Genomic DNA, 21,041 nt, shown 5'->3' on the forward strand with positions numbered 1-21,041 from the left:
ACACAACGGGCGCGACTACCTCCAGATCGGCGTCTTGTCGCCGGGCAGGCCGAGGCGGTCCCACATGTCTGAGACGCGGTCGATGACCTCGGTCTCCATGCGGATTTCCTCACCCCACTCGCGCTTGGTCTCCGGCTCCCACTTGTCGGTGGCGTCCAGACCGATCTTCGAGCCCAGCCCGCTCTCCGGGCTGGCGAAGTCGAGATAGTCGATCGGGGTGTTCTCGATCAGGGTGATGTCCCGCGCCGGGTCCATCTTGGTCGAGATGGCCCACATGACGTCCTTCCAGTCGCGGGCGTTGATGTCGTCGTCCACGACGATCACCCACTTGGTGTACATGAACTGGCGCAGGTAGCTCCACACGCCCAGCATCACGCGCTTGGCGTGGCCGGGATAGGCCTTCTTCATCGACACCACGGCGATGCGATAGCTGCAGCCCTCGGGCGGCAGCCAGAAGTCGGTGATCTCCGGGAACTGCTGACGCAGCAGGGGGATGAAGACCTCGTTCAGCGCTTCCCCCAGCACCGAGGGCTCATCCGGCGGGCGGCCGGTGAAGGTGGTGAGGTAGATCGGGTCCTTCCGCATGGTGATGGCGGTGACCTGGAAGACCGGGAAGGTCTCGACCGAGTTGTAGTAGCCGGTGTGGTCGCCGTAGGGTCCCTCGGCGTGGTGCTCGTCCAGCAGGACATGGCCTTCCAGCACGATCTCGGCCTGGGCCGGGACCATCAGCGGCACGGTCTTGCAGGGCACCAGCTCGGCCTTGGCGCCACGCAGCAGGCCGGCGAACTGGTATTCCGACAGGGTGTCCGGCACCGGGGTCACGGCGGCGAGGATGGTGCCCGGATCGGCGCCGAGGACGATGGCGGCGGGCAGGGGCTCGCGCGAGCCGGTCTTCTTGTGACGGGCGTAGTGCTGGGCGCCGCCGCGGTGGGCCAGCCAGCGCATGATCGCCTTGTCCTTGCCCAGCACCTGCATGCGGTAGATGCCGAGGTTGAAGTCGTCCTCGCGGGCGTCGGACGGCCCCTTGGTGACGACCAGACCCCAGGTGATCAGCGGCGCGGGCTCGCCGGGCCAGCAGCCCTGGATCGGCAGCGAGGTCAGGTCGATCTGGTCGCCCTTCAGCACCACCTGCTGCACGGGCGCGGTCTTCACCGTCCTGGGGCGCATGGCCATGACGGTCTGGGCCAGCGGCAGCATCTCCATCGCGTCGCCGAAACCGCGCGGCGGGGTCGGGTTGCGAAGGAAGGCCAGCAGTTCGCCGACCTCGCGCAGTTCGGCGGCGGTGGTGCGTTGCTTCTTCTCCAGCGTCACCCCCATGGCGACCCGCTTCACCGTCCCGAACAGATTGGCGAGGCAGGGGATGGGGCTGATCGTGCCGTCCGGCATGACCGGCTTTTCAAAGATCACCGCCGGGCCGCCGTTGCGCAGCAGCCGGGTCTGAATCTCGGTCATCTCGAGATGAGTGGAGACCGGCTCGCTTACCCGAACGAGCTCGCCCTCGGCTTCGAGGATTTCGATGAAGTCGCGCAGCGATTTGTAGGCCATGGGCGGAGGCTTAGGCGGACCGACTGGTTCTGTCACGCCGCCTTTGCCGTGTCGCGTCAGCGCAGACCCGACCTCAAGCCCATTCTTCGTCCCACTGGAAGGCCTTGTCGAGCCAGTCGCCGAGGCGGCCGTCGGGACGGGCGAGGGCGTGGATGCGGTCCATCTCTTCCGCCGACAGTGCGAAGTCGAAGATGTCGAAGCTTTCCTCGGCGCGGCTGACCTTGCTGGTGCGGGGGATGGCGATGATGTTCTGCTGGATCAGCCAGCGCAGGGTGACCTGACCGGCGGACTTGCCGTGCGCCTTGCCGATCTCGATCAGGGTCGGATCGGTGGCGATGTTGCCTTGGGCCAGCGGTGACCATGCGGTGATCGACGAGCCCAGTTCCTTCGCCGTGGCGATCAGCGACGTGAGTTTCAGGTAGGGGTGATACTCGACCTGGTTGGTGACCAGTTTCGCCTTCGACAGGCTCTGGGCGCGGGCGAAGTCGAACGACGGGAAATTCGACAGGCCGATGCTCTTCGTGAAGCCCTGCTCCAGCGCCTCATTGAGAGCGCCCAGCGTCTCCTCGAACGACGGCTCGGGTTTGGGCCAGTGCAGCAGCAGCAGGTCGGGCGTGAAGCCCAGCGCCTCGGCGGACTCCTTCGCCTGCTTCAGCAGGTCGGCGCGGTGGAAGTGCGCGACCCAGATCTTGGTCGTCAGCCAGATGTCCTCGCGCTTCACATGGCCGGCGGCGATGGCGTCGCGGATGCCGTCGCCGACCGCCGCCTCGTTCTTGTAAATCCACGCCGTGTCGATGTGGCGGTAGCCGATACGCAGGGCCTCGGCGACCATCTTGCGGGCGTCGGCCGGCTCCAGATTCCAGGTCCCGAAGCCGAGCAGGGGGATGGTGTGGCCGTCCACGGTGATGGCGGGCTGGTCGGTCATGGGAAGGCTCCGGGAATGGGAGGCGCTTACCTATGCCGTGACGTCGCCGGTTCAAGCAGCCAGTCCGCCATTTGATCCCAGAACGGCTCCATGCCCTTCCGGAACGCGCCCTCGTGGCCGATGCGCTTCAGGCCGAAATCGACGGGCGCGAGCACGGTCATGTCGCGCGGGGCGTTCGGGTAGACCTGCATCAGGATCGGCCCGGTCACGGGTGTGGCGATGGGGTCGTCGGTGAATATCCACGAGTGGATCGGGGCGGTGACGGCGTCGAAGTGATGCGGCCTCAACTCATGCTTCAGCTCATCGAGGAAGTAGGGCTCCTTCAGGCACCAGCGTCGCCAGGTCTCGAAGACGCCGCGTGGCAGGTCGGTCCCGGCCCACAAGCCGCCGCCCTTGATATAGCCGTGCCGGGCCAGGCTGAGCGGGCCGAAGCCGAGCCAGAAGAATAACTCCATGGGATTGTAGGACCGGTGGTGGCGGCCCCAGTAGCCGCTGCCGACCGAGACGAAGGCGTGTTTCGAAATCCGGTCCTGATTGGGCATGAAGCCGAGGAAGTGGCCGCCGACGCTGTGGCCGACATGGACGAGCGGCCGGTCCGGCGCTGCCTCGATAAGGGCGTCCAGCGCCGCGGGCATGTCGAGACGGCCCCAGTCGACATAGTCCATCTGCATCGCCGCCAGATCGTCTGGGCGCGAGCCCGCGATGCCGCGGAAGTCATAGGTCAGGACCGCCGCGCCCTTGCCCGCCAGATACCGGGCGAACCGGTCGTAGAACCCCTTGGGGAAGCCGGTGCCGGAACTGACCAGAACCGCCACGATCGGCTCGGAGGCGGAGACCAGCCGCATCGACAGCGGATAGCCGTCGGCGGCCGGGGCGGTGAAGTCGCGGATCGTCAGGTCGGTCACGATTGAGGTCCGTAGTGATTTGAAACGAACCTAGTGGATTGACCCGGCGTCAGGTCAAGAGCTTGGAGCCGGGCGACGGAACCGCTAAAGGCGTCGGCTGATTTGCCGAAGAGCCATTCCATGACCGACCTTCCCGACCGCCTGTCCGTCGATCCCGACAGCAAGTTCCACGATGCCGACCTGCTGGCGCAGGGCATCGGCGTCCGCTTCAAGGGCGAGGAAAAGACCAACGTCGAGGAATACTGCATCTCGGAAGGCTGGGTCCGTCTGGCCGTCGGCAACCGTGTCGACCGCCGCGGCAAGGCCCTGACCGTGAAGCTGCAGGGGCCTGTCGAGGTGTGGATCAAGGGCGACGCCTGAGCCCTGTGACGACCGTTGAGGGCGCTGCTGACACGCGGCGCCCCGACATGCTTCCCGGTGCGACAATGTGGGTCTAGGGTCCGGCTCCATCGTTGAGTCCCCCCGGAGCCGTCATGCGTTTGTCCGCCCGTCTTCTCGCCGCCAGCGCGCTGGCGCTGGGCTTCGCCCTTCCGGCCGCCGCACAGGACGCCGCGACGATCCAGCGGGCCGAGCGTATTCGCGACGCGGCGCTCGAACAGAATATCGCGCTGGACTACGTCACCCGCCTGACCACGACCTTCGGCGCGCGCCCGGCGGGTTCGCCCTCGGAGCAGGCCGCCGCCGAATGGGCGGCCGGCTATATGCGGGAGCATGGCTTCCAGAACGTGCGCATCGAGACCTTCCCGCTGATCGGCTGGGAGCGGGGGGAGGAGAGCGCCTCCATCGTCGGCGCGCATCCGCAGCGTCTGGTCGTCGCGGCGCTGGGTCATTCGCCCGGCACAAACGGCGTCATCGAGGCCGAGGTGGTGCGCTTCACCAGTCTTGAAGCCCTGAACGCCGCCCCGGCCGGATCCCTGACGGGCAAGATCGCCTATGTCGACGCGGGCCAGATGGTGCGCATGCAGGACGGCGCCGGTTATGGCCCGCTGACCCGCATCCGCGGCGCCGGCCCCGCCGCCGCCGCGTCCAAGGGCGCGGTCGCCTTCATCATGCGCTCGGTCGGCTCGGATGAGCATCGCATGCCGCACACCGGCACCACCCGTTATGTCGAAGGCCGCGTGCCCCTGCCGGGCTTCGCCCTGTCGGCGCCGGACGCCAGCCAGCTGTCGCGCCTGATCGCCAGCGGCGAGACGGTGCGTCTGCGCCTGTCCTCGACCGCCCATACCTATGAGACCGTGTCCCAGAACGTGGTCGGCGAGATCACGGGCGCCTCGCGTCCGAACGAGGTGATCGTGCTGGGCTCGCACATGGACAGCTGGGATCTCGGCACCGGCGCCATCGACGACGGCGCGGGCGGAGCGATCACCCTGGCCGCCGCCAAGGCCATCGCCGAAAGCGGCCGTCGTCCGGCGCGCACGGTGCGCGTGGTCCTGTACGGCTCGGAGGAAGTGTCCCAACCAACCGATACAGGCAACGGCGGCGGCGCCTATCTGCGCGGCATCGGCGCGGCGGTGGACCAGCACATCATCGCGGGCGAAAGCGACTTCGGCGCTGACCGGGTCTATGCCCTGCAACTGCCGCCCGGCGCCCAGAACGGCGCCTTCCAGCGCGCCGCGACGCAGGTGCTGTACCCCATCGGCGTGCTGGCCTCGCAAACCCCGGAACTGCATGGCGGCGCCGATGTCGGCCCGCTGGCCGAGGCGGGCGTGCCGGTGTTCGGCCTGAGCCAAGACGGCACCCGCTATTTCGACCTGCACCACACCGCCGACGACACCCTGGACAAGATCGATCCGGAACAACTGAGCCAGAACGTGGCCGCGTGGGCCGGGCTGGTGTACCTGATCGCCGATTCCGACGTGGACTTCCGGGCCCTGCGCTCGGCGGCGAGTGCGCCTGCTCACTGACGGATCGCCGCGAGCGTGGCGAAATTGGTAGACGCAGGAGACTTAAAACCCACTACCGTAGATTTACGTATCTAAATCAATGGGTTAGGAGGAGTAGAGACTTACACATGCCTTACACAGTTGCCGTGAGCGGCAAGGAGGTCATGTGTCGGAGTCTCACTCCCTCATGGATGGAAAGCTCCATGTGTACCGTCGCGAGAACAGCCGCTTCTGGCAGTGCGCGACGTACCTGAGCGGTCGCAACTATCGTCAGTCGACGAAGGAAACGAACATCGCCTACGCGCGAGAGTTCGCCCGAGACTGGTATCTCGATCGCGTAGCCGAGGACCGGTTGCGGAGGCACGGCGTGTTGCCGACGGCTCCAAATTCGATGGTCGTAATTCCGGAGCGGATCGCCCCGCGCCGAAGCGGCGAGAAGACATTCCGCGAGGCTGCCGCGGCGTTCGAGAAGGAGTACGCGGCGATGACGCTGGGCGAGCGCAACGCTCAGTACGTCGCGAGCAAGGGTAGGGTGATCCGGCTCTACCTGAACCCGTTCTTCGGCGACCTGCCGATCTCCGAGGTCTCTGCAGGTCGGATTCAGGACTATCGGCTTCAGCGGGTTACACCTCCCGAGGAGCCACAGCGGGTGCGCTTCGTCTCAGACGGTCGGGAGCGGATCGGCAAGGCCAAGGCCTGGAAGCGTCCGAGCCGGCAGACGCTCCACAACGAGATGGTCTGCCTCCGACAGATCCTGAAGAGCGCCAACCGCAAGGGTTGGATTTCGGCCCTCCCCGATATGAGCAACCCCTATCGTGCGTCCGGGAAGATCAGCCATCGGGCCTGGTTCTCCCCCGAGGAATACAAGCGGCTCTACGAAGCGACGCGGGAGAGGGCAAAGAACCCGAAAAAGGAACGGTGGCGCGAGGAGTGCGAGCAGTTCCACGACTTCGTCCTGTTCATGGTCAACACCGGCCTTCGTCCCGACGAGGCGCAGCGTCTTGAGTTCAGGGACGTCTCCATCGTCGAGGACGAGGCCACCGGCGAACGGATCCTGGAGATCGAAGTCCGGGGAAAGCGGGGCGTCGGGTACTGCAAGAGCATGCCGGGCGCCGTGCGTCCCTTCGAGCGGGTCCTGAAGCGCAAGAACGGCCAGCCGACCGATCTGGTTTTCGGACTGGTCCAGCGCGAGCTCCTGAACGCCATCCTGGACGAACTCGGGCTCAAGAAGGACCGGGACGGCAAGCCGCGAACTGCCTACAGCCTGCGGCACACCTACATCTCGATGCGACTAATGGAGGGGGCGGACATCTACCAGGTCGCCAAGAACTGCCGGACCAGCGTGGAGATGATCGAGAAATACTACGCCTCGCACATCAAGAACGTGCTCGACGCCTCGGCGATCAACGTCCGCAAGGCGAAGCCGGCCAAAGGGCGGGCAGGGACGGCTCAGGCGGCGAACGTCGACTGACCTCGCCTTGGCGATAGCGGCCGAACGCGGCTATAGAGCCGGTTCGGCTCGCGGGCGTGGCGAAACTGGTAGACGCAACGGACTTAAGCTGAGGATTGAGTGCGCCGGGGGAAATCCCGGACGTAGAACCGCTCAAAGTCGGGGAACCCTGTCAAATGGCGATCCCGAGCCAAGCCCGTCTCTCGACGGGAAGGTGTAGAGACTAGACGGGCGGCGTCTAAGGCCTTCGGGCTATGACGAAGGGATAGTCCAGACCACGAACGCCCTCGGGCGGCGGCGAAAGTCGAAGTGGTATGAAAATCCGTCGGGCTTTGCCCATGCCGGTTCGACCCCGGCCGCCCGCACCAACCCGAATTCGATGAACGCTGCGCCTTGAACTGGTGGTGTCCGGTTCCGATGTCTCAGGCCCCCCTGAGAACGGAGAATAAGAAACCATGGGAGAAGCCCGCACGCCGCTGTTCGCCTACGTCGATGAATCCGGAAACACCGGAAGGAACATCTTCGACACGGCGCAGCCCGATTATTACACCGCCGCCCTGGTCAGCCGGGGCGACTTCGACCGGAACTACGGCGACAAGGTCCGGGCCATCGCCGGGAAGGTCGGCGCTACCGCCATCCACGCGAACGAGCTCGGTCTCGGGCGACTGGAAACGATCGCTGACGACCTGCTCCGGTTGCTGCATCGCGCCGGAGCGACCTTCTTCGTCTCGAGGGTCGAGAAGAAGTACCTGCTGGCGACCAAGATGTTCGACACCCTGTTCGATTCCGGGGAGAACGCCGCCGTCCCGTGGCACGCCTATAATCTGAAGCCGCTCAAGATCATCGGAGCGTTCAAGCTCGCCGGCGTCATCACCGATGATATCGCCCGGGATTTCTGGACGTGCCTGCTGATGCCCAAGGAAGCGGACGCGCGCGCAGCGCTTCCGCCGATCTGCGAGGCGATCAAGGCCCGGCTCGACATCCTGCCCGATGCGCGTTCGCGCGAGTTGCTGGGGCAGGGGCTGGACTGGATCATCGCTCACCCGGAGTGCGTCCAGTTCGCCACCGAGCAGAAGCTCGCCAAACAAGGCCACTTCCCCAATCTGGTGGCCTTCGCGAACCTTCTGGAAGGGCTTCAGTCCATGTCCAGCCGCCTGAACAAGAAGATCGCGTCGATCATCCACGATGAGCAGAACGAGTTCGGCCGTACGCTGAGCTCCTGGCACGGTCTGTTTTCCAACGCCTCGCCGGATGTCATCGAATGGGCTGGCGAGCGATACTCCCTGCAGCGGGCTCCGGGCAGTCTCTTCGTCATGAAGCCCGACGATCAGAGCGCCGGCATCCAGATGGCTGACGTCGCGCTCTGGCTTTACGGTCAGTGGCTGAAGGGGAAGGACCTGCCGGAGAACTGCGAGCGTCTGCTGCTCTTTATCCTCGCCAACGGCTGGCACAACGACTTCTCCTTCAAGGGGGTCGAACACTCGCTGCTCAATCAGTTCGGAGAGGTGATGTTCGGCGACATGCCTGAAGAGAAGCTGGAAGCGGGTCGAGCGCTTGTGAAGATGACCATCACCTCCGGGGCGCGGCGCGCGACGCGCTGAAGCCTGGCGGTCGCCGGCTCGCTTCCCTTCCCTCGCGTTACACGCAGCACCGCGTGCGCCAGCCTCGCCCGCCGCATGCGGACGGGAGGACGCAGCGCCTCCTCGAACCCTGACGGGAGGCGAAAGTCGTTCATGGGTCGGGCGTCCAGTACGACAGATTACCCGCGAAGGCGTCCCGCACCCCGACCAGGTGCGCGCGGATTTCGTGCGCATAGGCGTCCAGCTGGGCGACCTCCAGGTCCAGCACCGCGCCCTCCATCACGGCCGTGTTCAGGGCCCGGGCGATCTGGTTGATGTTGACGCCGATCCGGCGAAGTTCGCGCTGCACCTCCAGAAAAGCGATCGCCTCGCCACGGCTGAGCTGAGGTCGGCCATGCAGCCGCGCGCGGATCAGAGCTACGGTCCATTGTGTCCGGGACTGGCCTCTCCGGGCCGCCTCGCGCTCCAGGGCGGTCATATCCTCGATGGTCAGCCGCAGGCCCAGTTTGGCCTTCAGGCGCGCGGGCGGCGTCGCCGGGGCCTCCGGAAGCGGCGCCTGGGCCGCCGCTTCCATCAGCCGTCGCAGGAGCCGCGCGCGTCCGCCGCGCGAGGCCGCGGCGGCGTCGAAGCGGCGGATCAAATCGGGAGGGAGGCGAAGGGTGAGGCGATCCATGGGCGAGTGGGTCTGTCAGACATTGCCGGCGCAAAGCCTATCCTGCCCTAGACCCTCACCCCCTTCGCCCCGTAGGCTTACGGGGCTGCCCGACCTCCCCTCGGCGGCCGGTTCCGGCCGCTCGCCCGCCGCCCTGAAGGGCGCCCCAACCAGGCGGGAAGAGGAAGACCTCGCGGCGCGCCCGCTCGGAGGGTGGGTCTTTTTCCCGCCCTACCGGTGGGGCTCGTGCGAACCCCACCTGGGTCCTCAGTCTGCCGCTGAATCAGCGGGACGTTAAGCAGCGCATCTGGCGTAACGATCGTAAGCATACCCAGTCAGGTAGGTCATGACGGTGCCATACTTCCGCAACCCCGGAACCTTGTTCGCCGCCCATCGCACCCATAGGTTCGTGGGGAAGGAGTTTCCGCCATGTCCACCCCCGCCTCACCGAGCGTTGTCCCGTTCCCGCCGCTCGCCCCCGCCCCGCCCCCCGCCAAGACCGCCGCGTCGCAGGACCGGATCTGGGGCAAGGCCGTCATCGCCAACGGTTATGCCGGCATCCCGTCGATCCTGATCCAGGCGCAGTCGCGACTGGGGCTGACCGCAATGCAGTTCAACATCCTGGTTCAGCTGCTGGACTATTACCGGGACCCGAACCGCGCTCCCTTCCCGTCGCGGGCGGAGCTCGGCCGCCGCATCGGTGTGAAGCCGAAGACTATCCAGACCAATATGCGGCAGCTTGAGCAGGCCGGCCTGGTGCGTCGCGAGATGCGCAAGACGGCGGCCGGCGACTGGGCCTCCAACATCTACCATCTCGATGGTCTGATCGAACGGGTCCGCAAGCTCGAACCCGAGTTCACCCAGGCGCGCAAGGATCGGGAGGCCGCCCGGCTTCGTGTCTCCACTCCGGTGGGACTGCGTCAGCCGTAAAGTCCGGGCCCAGAAATGATTTACCCCGGGGGCATGCTTTGCAGCAGAGGCGATCCCGGGGTGTACGCAGGTAGAGATAATCCATGACCCACCCTGATGCAAGGCCGGCGGCCGACGCCGATGCGGTGGAAGCCGCGCTCTCTCTCGAACGCTTCGCCCGCTATGTCGCGTGGGCGGAAGGCGACCGCGAGCGCGCCGTGGCCCTCTATACGCTGAACACCCAGGTCTCCGAAGCCCTCTATGTGCCCCTCCAGGCCCTGGAGGTGGCGCTGCGCAATCGCATCCATACGGTGATGTCCGAGGCCCATGGCCCGGGCTGGTTCCAGCCCGAGGCCGGTCACGTCACCGACCGTCAGGCCGAACAGGTGCGCACGGCGATCGCCGAGCTGACCGAGGCGGGCAAGCCGATCGAGGACGGCCGCGTGGTCGCCGCCCTGACCTTCAGCTTTTGGACCTCGATGTTCGGGCGGGAGCAGGACGATCTGTGGAAGCGCACCCTGCACCGGATCGCCACGCGGGAAGGCCGCTTCCTGGCCAGGAAGGACTTCACCGCGCGCCTGACACAGGTGCGGCTCCTGCGGAACCGGATCGCCCACCACGAACCCATTCTCTACTGGAACCTGCCCAAGCTGCATCAGGCCATGCTGGAGATGACCCGCTGGCTGTCGCCGGCGATGGACGACTGGCGCGGGACGGTCGACCGCTTCCCCGAGGTCCACCCGGCCGAGCGTCTCGCCCTGCCCCGCCCCGGGAAGGACGAGGCGTGAGCGAGCCTTCCGGGACGACGAGCCCGGTCATCGACGTGAACATGCTGAGGCGGACGGCCATCGAGGCGCACGGCCTGATCCACGCCGACCGGGCCTACTGGCTCTACTACGACGAAACGAACAATGTCCGGCGACTGCATCTCCAGGCCGACGCCTTCAACGTCCCGGATCTGAACTGCTGGGTGCTCGGCGGTCTCGGTCGTCGGGATTCGACCCCGATCGATGTCGCGCCGCTGAGGGCGCGGGCCTTCATCCAGCCCAACGCCGAGGAGCTGCATTTCGCGCTCTTCGGCCGGGGCGAGTTTCCGAAGGTCCTCGGGTCGAGGAAGCTGGAAACGTTTCTCGACTGGGCGCTGGAGGAAGACTTCCTCGTCCACTACCTCGCGCTCGACCCCTTCTACTGGTCCGTCGTCGATGTCGTCGACTCGGTGCTGGCGGCCGGGAAAATGCCGGATGGCTTCGGGGAAACCCTGAAGTCGGACCTCTGCACCGTGCTTCGCGCCGACCGGGCCCGGACCGCGGCCCTGATGGCCCGGTTCGACTATCCCGACCTGAAGCCGGAAAACCGGCACGCCTTCATGACCGAGTTGATCGCCTTCGCGGAAGATCACGCCGGTCTGCTGGATCATTTCGGCTACCAGATGCTGCGGGGCCTGCTGCAGATGGGCCGCCACCATCCCTTGCCCTTCATAGAGGGCGGGGAAGCGCGGGTTCTGATCGACGGCTTCCGGGATTTCTTCCTGGAGCGCATCTGCATCCTGAAGAATGCGAGCCACATCTTCGACGCCGAGGACGTCGTCTCCGGCGAGCTCGCCCGGATGACGTTGACCGACGGCGACTCCCCCTTTTGCAACTATCGCTTCGTCGAGAGGTCGCATGACGATCCCGGCGTCCAGGTCGTCGAGCTTGACCGAGAGGTAGTCGCGGTCTTGCTGGCTCTTGCGCTTCCAGGCGGCACCGAACTCGGTCTGGCCGGCGAAGATCCGGAAGTCGGGGGCCTTGTCGTCGTTCTTCTCGTTGGGCCGAAGAACCGCCGCCTTGACGTTCAGGGTGAGGGTCTTGATCGAACCGGTGTAGCCGTCGCCTTGGGCGGTGAAGGTGCCGATGGTGGCCATGACAGTCTCTCCTTTGCTTCGGGCCACGCCTGCCGCGGCCTCGATGGCGATCGGGAGACCGGGGCCCGGGCGGCGCGCAGGGAGAGCGGAGCGAGCCCCCGCAGCGAAGCGGAGGACCGCGACAAGAGACTTTCTTGTTTCGCGAGGAAGGCCGTCAGGCCGGGGATGAAAGTCGCGCAAGCGGTTGCGCCAGCCGACCGGGTTTCGGTCAGATCCGCCTCATCGAGAGGCCGCGCCGGCTGGCGCGAAAAGGATGCGAGACCCCGGCCGCCCCGAACACCCCGTCACCGCTATCGGTCCCCGGCATGGTCGGTCAGGCCCCGACCCGCCCAGGCTCAAACCGGCGCTCAGGCGGCGGCGGGGAAGACCTTCTCGACGTCGAGGCTCCCGGCGGGCAGAGCCCGCAATAGTTCGGTCTGGGGCCGCTGAAGGTCGAGCCAGGCCGCACCATCCTCGGGCCGAAGCACCACGATCTGCCGGTCGTGATAGGGGGCGATATCCTTCCCCGGCTCGGTGGTCAGCATGGCGAAGGCGCCCTCCTTGATCAGGCCCGCCACCCAGAAGAGCCGCTGGCCGGACAGGGTGAAGCGCCATTTGGTCTTTCGCTTCTGTCCGGGTTCGGGGTCGGTGAACTCGAAGAAGCCGTCCGCCGGGATCAGGCACCGGTGCGACCCCTCGAAGGATCGCCCGTCGGATCGGAAGTTGAAGACCGGGCGTCCGCCCTGCCCCTTCCAGGCCCAGGGGGTCATGACGGCTTCGGGCCCCTCCGCCCCCATCTGGATGATCGGGGCCCGATCCCCGATGCGGATCGAGGCCATCGGGCCGAAGTTCGGCATGCCGCCGGGAAAGACGAGCCGATTTCCCGTCAGATTGAACGCCGCGATCACATCGTCGAACGGCAGGATGAGTTGGTACTCGTTGCACATGACCTGAGCTCCCGTGACGTCGCGCCAAGGATTTCACGGCTCCGGGGTCGCCGCAAATCCCGGGGGAAAAGGCGCCGGCCGGATTGACTCCGGCCTCACCTTCGAACCAGAACATTTCAGGAACATTATAGAGACGAGGAGGAGTTCGTCCATGCTGGCCGCCCGCTCGGCCCACTTCGACGATCTGCGCGCCAAAGTTCGCGCGCTAGAGCAGGTTGACCGTCGCGCGGCCGGCGTGCTGCCGTTCGAGGTGGCGACGCTGGACGCCGCCCTGCCGGGCGGAGGTCTCGCTCTCGGGGCGCTCCACGAGGTGGCCGGGGGCGGCGACGATGCCGTCGGCGGCGCGGCGGCCGCCCTGTTCGCAGCGGGCATCGTCGCCCGTCTGCCCGGACCGATTCTGTGGTGCATCACCCGCCCCGACCTGTTCGCCCCCGCGCTCAACCATGCAGGGCTGGGACCGGACCGGGTCATCTACGTCGAGGCGGGCGACGAGAAGGCGCTGATGGCCTGTTTCGAGGAAGGCCTGCGCCATGGCGGGCTGGCGGGCGTCGTCTGCGAAACGTCCCGCCTGACCATGACCGCCTCACGTCGGCTGCAGCTGGCCGCCGAGGCGTCGGGCGTCATCGGCCTTGCGGTCCGGCGATGGCGCCGGGCGGCGGAGGCCGCCGACTTCGGCCAGCCGACCGCCGCCGCCACGCGCTGGCGCGTCAGCGCCGAGCCATCGGCGCCCTTGCCGGTCCCCGGGATCGGTCGGGCGCGATGGCGGATCGAACTTATGCGTTGCCGCGGCGCCGACGCGGCGGACTTCATTCTGGACGCTTGCGATGAGACGGGTCCCATTTCTCGTTTCTGCGCGGCGCCAGTGGTTGCGACGAGCTGTTCGCCCAGGCCGCCGCCTGCGGCCTGGAGGCGCTCGCCATCACCGACCGGAACAGCGTCGCCGGCATCGTGCGGGCGCATGAGGCCGCCAAGGCGACCGGGGTCAGACTGGTGATCGGCTGTCGTCTCGAACTCGTCGATGAGACCGCCATACTGGTCTACCCGACCGATCGGGCGGCCTATAGCCGCCTGTGTCGATTGCTGACCCTCGGCAAGGGGCGCGCTGGCAAGGGCGCGTGTCGCCTCGACTGGTCCGATCTGGCGGACCATGCCGGAGGCCTGATCGCCGTGCTCGTCACCGATCGCGCCGATGCGTCGTGCCGCCGACGCCTCTCGGCCCTGGCCGACATCTTCGGCGCTGACGCCTTTTGCGCCCTGACCCTGCGGCGACGCCCCCGGGACCAGATGCGGCTGCATCAGCTGTCGGAGCTGGCGCAGGATCTTGGGGTGAAGACCGTCGTGACCAACGACGTCCTCTTCCACCACCCGGACCGCCGCATCCTTCAGGACGTGCTGACCTGCATTCGCGAGGGCTGCACGATCGACGATGTCGGCTTCAAGCGGGAACGATCGGCCGATCGTCATCTGAAGCGCGCCGAGGAGATGCACCGGCTATTCGCCCGCTATCCGGACGCTCTGCGCCGGGCGGTCGAGATCACCGAGCGCTGCCGGTTCAGCCTCGACGAGCTGTCGTATCAGTATCCCAGAGAGGCCGCCCTGCCCGGCCTGACCCCGCAGCAGGCGCTGGAGCGACTGACGTGGGAGGGCGCGGCCGATCGCTACCCGGACGGTCTGCCGGACAAGGTCCGCGCCAGCCTGAAGCATGAGCTGACGCTGATCGAGGCCCTAGGCTATGCGCCCTATTTCCTGACGGTGAACTCCATCGTTCGCTTCGCCAGAAGCCGGGACATCCTCTGTCAGGGCCGGGGATCGGCCGCCAACTCGGCGGTCTGTTTCGTGCTGGGCATCACCTCGATCGACCCGGGCCGCAACGACCTGCTGTTCGAACGCTTCGTCAGTCAGGAGCGGAAGGAGCCGCCGGACATCGACGTCGATTTCGAGCACGAACGACGCGAGGAGGTGATCCAGTGGGTCTATGAGACCTACGGCCGCGATCGCGCGGCGCTGTGCGCCACCGTGATCCGCTACCGGTCGCGCGGCGCCTTGCGCGACGTGGGAAAGGCGCTCGGCCTGTCCGAGGATCTGATCAAGACGCTGTCGTCCCAGGTCTGGAGCTATTCGAGCGAGGGCGTCGAGGATCGACACGCCGAGGAACTGAACCTGAACCTCCAGGACCGCCGCCTCCGGCTGGCGCTCGACCTGTCCCGCCAGTTGATCGGCTTTCCCCGGCATCTGAGTCAGCACCCGGGCGGCTTTGTCCTGACGGACGACCGACTGGACGATCTCGTCCCCATCGAACCCGCAGCCATGAAGGACCGCCAAGTCATTGAATGGGACAAGGACGACATCGATGCCCTGAAGTTCATGAAGGTCGATGTGCTCGCGCTTGGCATGTTGAGCTGCATGCGGCGGGGCCTGGACCTGCTGCGAGACCACAAGGGCGTCGGGCTCGACCTGGCCTCTATCCCGGCCGAGGATCCGAAGACCTATGCGATGATCCGCAAGGCGGACACGCTGGGGGTCTTCCAGATCGAGAGCCGGGCCCAGATGGCCATGCTCCCCCGGATCAAGCCGCGCACCTTCTATGACCTCGTCATCGAGGTGGCGATCGTTCGCCCCGGCCCGATCCAGGGCGACATGGTCCACCCCTATCTGCGACGACGCGAGGGCAAGGAACCGGTCGACTATCCCAAGCCGGAGCTGGAGCGGGTGCTGGGCAAGACGCTCGGCGTCCCCCTCTTCCAGGAACAGGCGATGCGGGTCTGCTATCTGGATCAGGACAACATCGACAGCGCCTTCTTCCATCTGGAAGAGGACGCAGAGTTCTATCTGCGCCTGAAGAGTCGCGACGTGATCCGGTACGTCATCGGATATCACGACGAACGGGTCGCCGATCTCGAGGCCGAACTCGATCAGCTGCGCGCCAACCGCACGGCCCGCGCCTCCGCCATCGAAAGCCTGACCCGAACCCTCGACGAAGTGGGCGCCGGCTCGGAAGCGCAGATCGCCGAGCGCGAAGCGTCCCTGAAGGCGGCCCTGGCCGAGGCGGAGACCAGCATCGTGGCCCTGCGGGAGCTGAAGCGGGTGGGCCAGACGGAGCATGCCGTCGATATCCTCGCACGCCGGACCCGCCGTCTCGGCGTGGGCATCGCCCGCCTCGACGTTGCTGCCGATGAACTGCTTGCCGCGCGCGAACGACACGTGCGCCATCGAAACGAGATCGAGACCCTCGGCCTGAAGTTCCGGCGCTCCGCCGTGGCGCGCGAAATCCTCGGCGACGTCGGGTTTGCGGACTGCCCCCGATGCAACCAGAGCCTTCCGGCGCGCCCGGCTCGTTGTTGCGAGGTCTGCGGCCAGGATGACAGGCTCGAACTGACCGACGCGACGGAGCAGGCCGCCCTGGAACTGGACATCGCCTCGCGCCGGGCGGACCTCGACAGCGCGATCGAAGAGATCGACCGCAGTCTTACCCGCATCCGACTGCGTCGGGAGCGCGCGCTGGATCGGAAGGCGTCTCTTGAAACCGCGCGCAACCGCGCGAGCGAGGAGGCGGACTCGGCGTTCCTGTGGACGGTCCTGTTGAAGGAGCGCGAGCGCGCGGCGCTCGAGGCCGAACTGCAGAGCCTCGCATGGCTGCTGCGGCTTCCCGACCTCCTGCAGCAACAGCGCGACGCGCTCGCCCAGATCATTGCCTTGGAACTCACGCTAAAGGAGGCCCTGAAGGACGCCCGCACGTCGGCCGAAGCCGACCGGACCAGTCTGACCCGGCTCGGCGACTATTTCCTCGACGCTCTGGTCCAGTCCGGCGTGCCGGGCATCCAGCGCGACGACCGCGTCGCCCTGGAGCCGCCGACCTTCTACCCCGCCGTCTTCAGTAGCGACCCATCCGATCTGACGGCCTCGACCTTCACATCCATGAGCAGCGGCGGGAAGAAGACCCTGTTTAAATGCTGCTTCGCCATCGCCGTCCACCGGATAGCGGCCCTGCTCGACGCGCCCCTGCCGGAGCTTCTGATCATCGACTCCCCGATGAAGAACATCAGTGAACGGGAAAACAGGGCGCAGTTCGAAGGCTTCTACCGGATGGTCTACGCGCTGAAGGCCGGGGAGTTGTCCGAGACCCAGATCATCCTGATCGATAAGGAGTACCTACCACCTGATCCGGCACTTGGACTGGATATTCGCAGCCGGCACATGCAGCCCGACAGCACCCAGCACGAGCCGCTGATCCGTTATTACCGGGGCAAATAGAGGGCGGCAGCCGTCGCCCGGTCAGTCGCGCGCCGAGTAACGAGTGTGGTGACCATCGCACTGCGTGTGGTTTCCGAGCGCCTCGATCACCCGGCAATCGGAGATCCGCCCAGCCGAACAACTCGCCGCCTGAATCCGGGCGAGCTCGGCGTGGAGCGTCTGAAGCCCGGCGATGCGAGTCTCAACCGCCGCAAGCTGGCGCTCGGCGATCCGGTTGACCTCCGTGCAGGGGCGGTCGGGTTCGTCGGACAGCGCCAGCAGGGCGCGAATGTCGTCGATCTCGAAACCCAGCTGTCGCGCGTGACGAATAAAAGCGAGCCGCCGCGTCGCCGCGCCGTCGTAGAGGCGCCGATCGCTTGCCGTGCGGGGCGCTTCCTTCATCAGGCCAATCTGCTCGTAGAACCGGATCGTCGGAACCTTCACGCCGGTCTCGGCTGAGAGGCGACCGATCGTCCGGAGCGGGGGAGGGGATGGGTCTCTGGCCATTCGCTAAATATAGGGCTTGATCCTCTAGTGGCTAGAGGATGCATGAAGGTCGCATGACGACGCCCGCCCCGACAGAATCCTGCGCCCCGTCACGAGGCTGCTGCGGCCATCAGGTCCGGTTCGACGGGGCCTCGCCCGCCTATCGGCGCGTGCTGGTGGCCGTCATCGCCCTTAATCTGGGTGGGTTCTTCGCGGTCGCCGCGGGTGGTCTCATGCAGGGATCGGCGGCTCTCGCCGCCAATGCGATGGACTTCCTGGCCGACAGCGCCACCTACGCCATCAGCCTCTGGGCCATCGGCAAGTCCGTGCAGGTACGCTCCGGCGCCGCAGTCTTCAAGAGCGCAAGCCTCCTCATCATGGCCGTGAGCATTCTCGGCTACGCCGTCTGGAGAGCGGTCACGGGGCAGCCGCCCGAAGGCGTCGTCATCACCGGTCTGGGACTGGTCGGCTTCGCCGCGAATCTAATCGCCGCCCTGCTGCTCGTACGTTTCCGTGACGGTGACGCCAACGTGCGCTCCGTCTGGCTTTGCACACGGAACGATCTGATCCACAGCCTGGGCGTCGCCGCGGCCGGCGGGCTGGTCTGGCTGACTGGATCCCGGTGGCCGGACTTGCTGGCGGGCCTTCTGCTGGGCGGAGTCTTCCTCCAGTCCGCCATTTCGATCTTGGTGCAGGCGAGGGCGGAGAGTCGCGCAGCCAACGCCGTTGCTCGGACACTGTAACGCATTGCCTGACTTCGAGAACGAAAGTATGCAGCGCGCGATGACCTGGTCGATGACGACATGGGCGAAGCTGATCGTGGCGATGACTCTTGTCTTCGCCGCCTTCTTCTTTGCGCCCGCCGTCGACGCCGCGACCTGTCTGCCGGAACCGCCCGCGGCTCACGCGGTGGTCGATCATGATCAGAGCGACGGTGACCACAGCGGCAAGAGCGGCGGTCACGGGATTTGCTCGCATGGCCATTGCCATCACACTTCAACGGCCCGCGGTCCCGCCGTGGACGCCATTGCTCCGTCGTTCGGCGAGCCTCCCCTGCAAAGCGGCCGACAGGATGACTTCCGGGCGTCCATCACGCCTGACGGCCTGAAGCGTCCTCCCAGAGTCTGACCGAAGACCTGCGCCTTCGCGCGCCTCTTCGTCCTCAGAAACTCTGGAAATGAATCATGTCTCCCACATCTCGCAGGCGGCCGCGTTACGCGGTCGGCTGCGCCCTCGCTGCGATCGCGGCGACCCTGGCTAGTCCCGTATGGGCTGACCCAGCTCCGACCTATGCCCAACTCCTCGCTCAACTCGGGAATGCGCCTGCGACCCTTGAGGCGGGCGCCAACTACGACGCAGCGGAAGCCCGTGTCCGTCAGGCGCGGGTGCGTCCCAACCCTGTCCTCGGCTTCGATGTCGAGAACGCCTATGGCTCAGGCCCTTATTCGGGTCTGAACAACGCGGACATGACCCTGGCGATCAGTCAGGATCTCGAGCTGTGGGGACGTCGTTCGACGCGCATCGCCGCCGCTCGCGCCGAGGCCGGCGCAGTGGGCCTTCAACGAGACCTTGCGGTCATCGACGCCGCAGGCCGCCTGGCCCTGGTCTATGCCGAAGCGGAGGCCGCGCAGAGGCGAGCCACGCTCGCGGAAGAAACCCTCACCCTTACCGTCGCGGATGCCCGCGCGGCCCTGACCCTTGTGGAGGAAGGTCGCGAACCTCTCCTCCGCGGCATTCAGGGGGAGGCCGAGGCCGCCTCGGCGCGCGCGACGCGGGATGAAGCTGTCGCGGAACGCGACGCGGCCTATGCCCGTCTCACGGCTGTCGCCATGATTCCGGTTCCGGTCACGCAGATCGAAGACAGCCTTCTTGACGAGGCACCGACGACGATCGGATCCGTGATCGAGGATGCGCCGACGGTCCGCGTCGCCGAGGCCCAACGGTCCGCCGCCGAACGACGCATCGATGTTCAACGGGTTCAGGCCCGCCCCGACATCAACGCCAGTATCGGCATCCGCCGCTTTGAGGCGGAAGATGCGACGGCGCTCACCTTAGGCGTCAGCATGCCGCTGCCGTTGTTCGACCGGAACCGGGGAAACATCGAAGCGGCGCAAGCCGAGTTTCGCGCTGCCGATGCCCGGCTGATGAATGCGCGGCAGGAAGCCCAGGCGGACCGCGCTGCCGCGGTCGCTCGCCTTTCGGCCTCGGTCAGCCGCGTCAACGCTGCTGACGGCGGCGTCACCGCCGCAGAGGAAGCCTATCGCCTGTCCCGCATCGGCTTTGAGTCCGGCCGCATTTCCCAGGTCGAACTGCGGGTGACCCGCACCGCCCTCGTGAACGCCCGGTCCGCAGCGGTCGACGCGCGTCTCGCGCGCGTCCGAGCCGAGATCGATCTCGCGCGCCTTGATGGCCGCGCCCCCTTCGAAGGAGCCCAGTGATGCGCAAGCGCACATCGAACAAGACCCTGCTGATCGGCGGCGTCGCCGCCCTGGTCATTCTCGGAGGCGGCGGCCTCTGGTTGGCCACCCGGTCCTCCGAACCCGCCGCGCCGGCTGCCGCCGAAGGCGAGGCCGGCCATGCCGAGGAAGAGGGGGGACACGCCGAGGGGGAGGCCGCCGGGGCCGAGACCGAAGGTCGGATTGAACTCACCGCAGCAGAGGTTCAGGCGGCGGGCATCACGGTCGTCGGCGTCGGCGGTGGAGGAGGCGGGGAGACCCGGCTCGCCGGCCGCGTAGAGCCGATGGTCGATTCTCGCGCTGCCGTGGCCGCTGCCGTCGGAGGCCGCGTCGAGCGGGTACTCGTCGCGCCGGGTCAGTCAGTCCGCGCCGGCCAGCCGCTTGTGAGCCTCGTCAGTGGCGAGGCGGCGACCTTCCGCGCCGAAGCCGACGCGGCCGGAGCGTCCGCTGAAGCGGCGCGCCAAGCCTACGAGCGCAATCGTAGTCTGTCGGATCAGGGCATCGTCGCGCGGCAGGAAGTCGAGGCGTCACGCGCCCAGTTCCTGAGCGCCGAGGCGGCGACCCGCGCCGCTCGCGCCCGCTCGGCGGCCGCTGGCTCTCCGAACGCTGCAGGCAGGCTCAGCGTGACCAGTCCGATCTCAGGCGTGGTCAGCAGCGTTCAGGTCGGTCCGGGCGGGTTCGTCGCCCAGGGCGGCGTGGTGGCGGAAGTCAGCAATCCTGCTCGTGTCGAGATGGTCTTCAACGCACCGCCTGCCCTTGCGGCCAATGTGCGTGCCGGTGCGCCGATGCGCGTGACCGGGCCGAACGGCGAGTTCGACGCCGTCGTCACCGGCGTCGCCGCCGACGCCGGTCTCAGCGAAAGCGGCGCGACCGTGATCCGAGCCCGACCCTCTGGCGCGTCTCTGCCGCCAGCCGGTTCGGCCGTCACCGGCGCCATCGTGACCGGCGAGGCAACTGGCGGGATGACCGTGCCCACCGAGGCGGTCCAGACCGTCGATGGAAACACCGTGGTCTTCGTGCAGGTCGAGGGAGGCTTCCAAGCCGTGCAAGTGCTCGCAGGCCGCCAGGCCGCGGGCCGCACCGAGATCCTGCGCGGGCTCACCGGATCTGAACGCGTGGCGTCCGCCAACGCCTTCCTGCTCAAGGCTGAAATGGCCAAGGGCGAAGCCGAGCACGGGCACTAGGGGGCGT

General features: G+C 66.9%; 17 protein-coding genes. 10 read left to right on the plus strand and 7 right to left on the minus strand.

Annotation, left to right across the window (positions count from 1 at the left end):
- Window positions 1-15: 15 nt before the first annotated feature.
- The 3 genes from ACODRV_RS02635 to ACODRV_RS02645 all read right to left on the minus strand — a co-directional run bounded on the left by ACODRV_RS02635 (window position 16) and on the right by ACODRV_RS02645 (window position 3,375).
- Window positions 16-1,545, minus strand: coding sequence for a UbiD family decarboxylase (locus ACODRV_RS02635; protein ID WP_141626117.1), 1,530 nt, complete (start codon window positions 1,543-1,545; stop codon window positions 16-18).
- A 73-nt stretch (window positions 1,546-1,618) separates the two neighbouring features.
- Window positions 1,619-2,470 carry an aldo/keto reductase gene (locus tag ACODRV_RS02640; protein ID WP_488907306.1) on the minus strand — a complete coding sequence of 284 codons (852 nt, stop codon included), beginning with the start codon at window positions 2,468-2,470 and terminating at the stop codon, window positions 1,619-1,621.
- A 26-nt stretch (window positions 2,471-2,496) separates the two neighbouring features.
- On the minus strand, window positions 2,497-3,375 hold the full coding sequence (locus tag ACODRV_RS02645; protein WP_488907307.1) for an alpha/beta hydrolase family protein: 879 nt from the start codon (window positions 3,373-3,375) through the stop codon (window positions 2,497-2,499).
- Window positions 3,376-3,495: 120 nt separating this feature from the next.
- Here ACODRV_RS02645 and ACODRV_RS02650 point away from each other — a divergent pair, with 120 nt between their 5' ends.
- The 4 genes from ACODRV_RS02650 to ACODRV_RS02665 all read left to right on the plus strand — a co-directional run bounded on the left by ACODRV_RS02650 (window position 3,496) and on the right by ACODRV_RS02665 (window position 8,309).
- Window positions 3,496-3,735, plus strand: a complete 240-nt coding sequence (locus ACODRV_RS02650) for a DUF3297 family protein (protein ID WP_141626120.1) — start codon at window positions 3,496-3,498, stop codon at window positions 3,733-3,735.
- A 113-nt stretch (window positions 3,736-3,848) separates the two neighbouring features.
- Window positions 3,849-5,279: a M20/M25/M40 family metallo-hydrolase gene (locus ACODRV_RS02655; protein WP_488907308.1), complete on the plus strand. Its 1,431-nt coding sequence runs from the start codon at window positions 3,849-3,851 to the stop codon at window positions 5,277-5,279.
- A 166-nt stretch (window positions 5,280-5,445) separates the two neighbouring features.
- Complete coding sequence (locus ACODRV_RS02660; RefSeq protein ID WP_488907309.1) at window positions 5,446-6,729, plus strand: site-specific integrase; 1,284 nt, start codon at window positions 5,446-5,448, stop codon at window positions 6,727-6,729.
- Window positions 6,730-7,163: 434 nt separating this feature from the next.
- Window positions 7,164-8,309, plus strand: coding sequence for a DUF3800 domain-containing protein (locus ACODRV_RS02665; protein WP_488907310.1), 1,146 nt, complete (start codon window positions 7,164-7,166; stop codon window positions 8,307-8,309).
- A 130-nt stretch (window positions 8,310-8,439) separates the two neighbouring features.
- Here ACODRV_RS02665 and ACODRV_RS02670 read toward each other — a convergent pair whose 3' ends face one another.
- The gene (locus ACODRV_RS02670; protein ID WP_488907311.1) at window positions 8,440-8,961 is read right to left on the minus strand and encodes a MobC family plasmid mobilization relaxosome protein; all 522 of its coding nucleotides are present in this window, start codon (window positions 8,959-8,961) and stop codon (window positions 8,440-8,442) included.
- A gap of 408 nt (window positions 8,962-9,369) precedes the next feature.
- Here ACODRV_RS02670 and ACODRV_RS02675 point away from each other — a divergent pair, with 408 nt between their 5' ends.
- A complete protein-coding gene (locus ACODRV_RS02675) occupies window positions 9,370-9,870 on the plus strand; it encodes a helix-turn-helix domain-containing protein (RefSeq protein WP_291834314.1) in 501 nt (166 codons plus the stop codon).
- A gap of 634 nt (window positions 9,871-10,504) precedes the next feature.
- On the opposite strand, the gene ACODRV_RS02680 is transcribed toward ACODRV_RS02675, so the two are convergent.
- Window positions 10,505-11,752: a DUF736 domain-containing protein gene (locus tag ACODRV_RS02680; protein WP_488907312.1), complete on the minus strand. Its 1,248-nt coding sequence runs from the start codon at window positions 11,750-11,752 to the stop codon at window positions 10,505-10,507.
- A 347-nt stretch (window positions 11,753-12,099) separates the two neighbouring features.
- The gene (locus tag ACODRV_RS02685; protein ID WP_488907313.1) at window positions 12,100-12,678 is read right to left on the minus strand and encodes an SOS response-associated peptidase; all 579 of its coding nucleotides are present in this window, start codon (window positions 12,676-12,678) and stop codon (window positions 12,100-12,102) included.
- Between the two features lie 849 nt (window positions 12,679-13,527).
- Here ACODRV_RS02685 and ACODRV_RS02690 point away from each other — a divergent pair.
- A complete protein-coding gene (locus ACODRV_RS02690) occupies window positions 13,528-16,929 on the plus strand; it encodes a PHP domain-containing protein (RefSeq protein WP_488907445.1) in 3,402 nt (1,133 codons plus the stop codon).
- A 21-nt stretch (window positions 16,930-16,950) separates the two neighbouring features.
- On the opposite strand, the gene ACODRV_RS02695 is transcribed toward ACODRV_RS02690, so the two are convergent.
- A complete protein-coding gene (locus ACODRV_RS02695; RefSeq protein ID WP_488907314.1) occupies window positions 16,951-17,415 on the minus strand; it encodes a MerR family transcriptional regulator in 465 nt (154 codons plus the stop codon).
- 53 nt (window positions 17,416-17,468) lie between these two features.
- Between ACODRV_RS02695 and ACODRV_RS02700 the strand changes: the two genes are divergently transcribed.
- From ACODRV_RS02700 to ACODRV_RS02715, 4 genes are read left to right on the plus strand one after another with little or no spacing between them, the layout of a single operon-like run.
- Window positions 17,469-18,137: a cation efflux transmembrane domain-containing protein gene (locus tag ACODRV_RS02700; RefSeq protein WP_488907315.1), complete on the plus strand. Its 669-nt coding sequence runs from the start codon at window positions 17,469-17,471 to the stop codon at window positions 18,135-18,137.
- A gap of 28 nt (window positions 18,138-18,165) precedes the next feature.
- Window positions 18,166-18,522: a hypothetical protein gene (locus tag ACODRV_RS02705; protein ID WP_488907316.1), complete on the plus strand. Its 357-nt coding sequence runs from the start codon at window positions 18,166-18,168 to the stop codon at window positions 18,520-18,522.
- A 56-nt stretch (window positions 18,523-18,578) separates the two neighbouring features.
- Window positions 18,579-19,832, plus strand: a complete 1,254-nt coding sequence (locus tag ACODRV_RS02710) for a TolC family protein (RefSeq protein ID WP_488907317.1) — start codon at window positions 18,579-18,581, stop codon at window positions 19,830-19,832.
- The gene (locus ACODRV_RS02715; RefSeq protein WP_488907318.1) at window positions 19,832-21,034 is read left to right on the plus strand and encodes an efflux RND transporter periplasmic adaptor subunit; all 1,203 of its coding nucleotides are present in this window, start codon (window positions 19,832-19,834) and stop codon (window positions 21,032-21,034) included. The genes ACODRV_RS02710 and ACODRV_RS02715 overlap by 1 nt, the downstream gene beginning before the upstream one ends.
- Window positions 21,035-21,041: the final 7 nt, after the last annotated feature.

The organism is Brevundimonas sp. FG8, assembly GCF_057808845.1.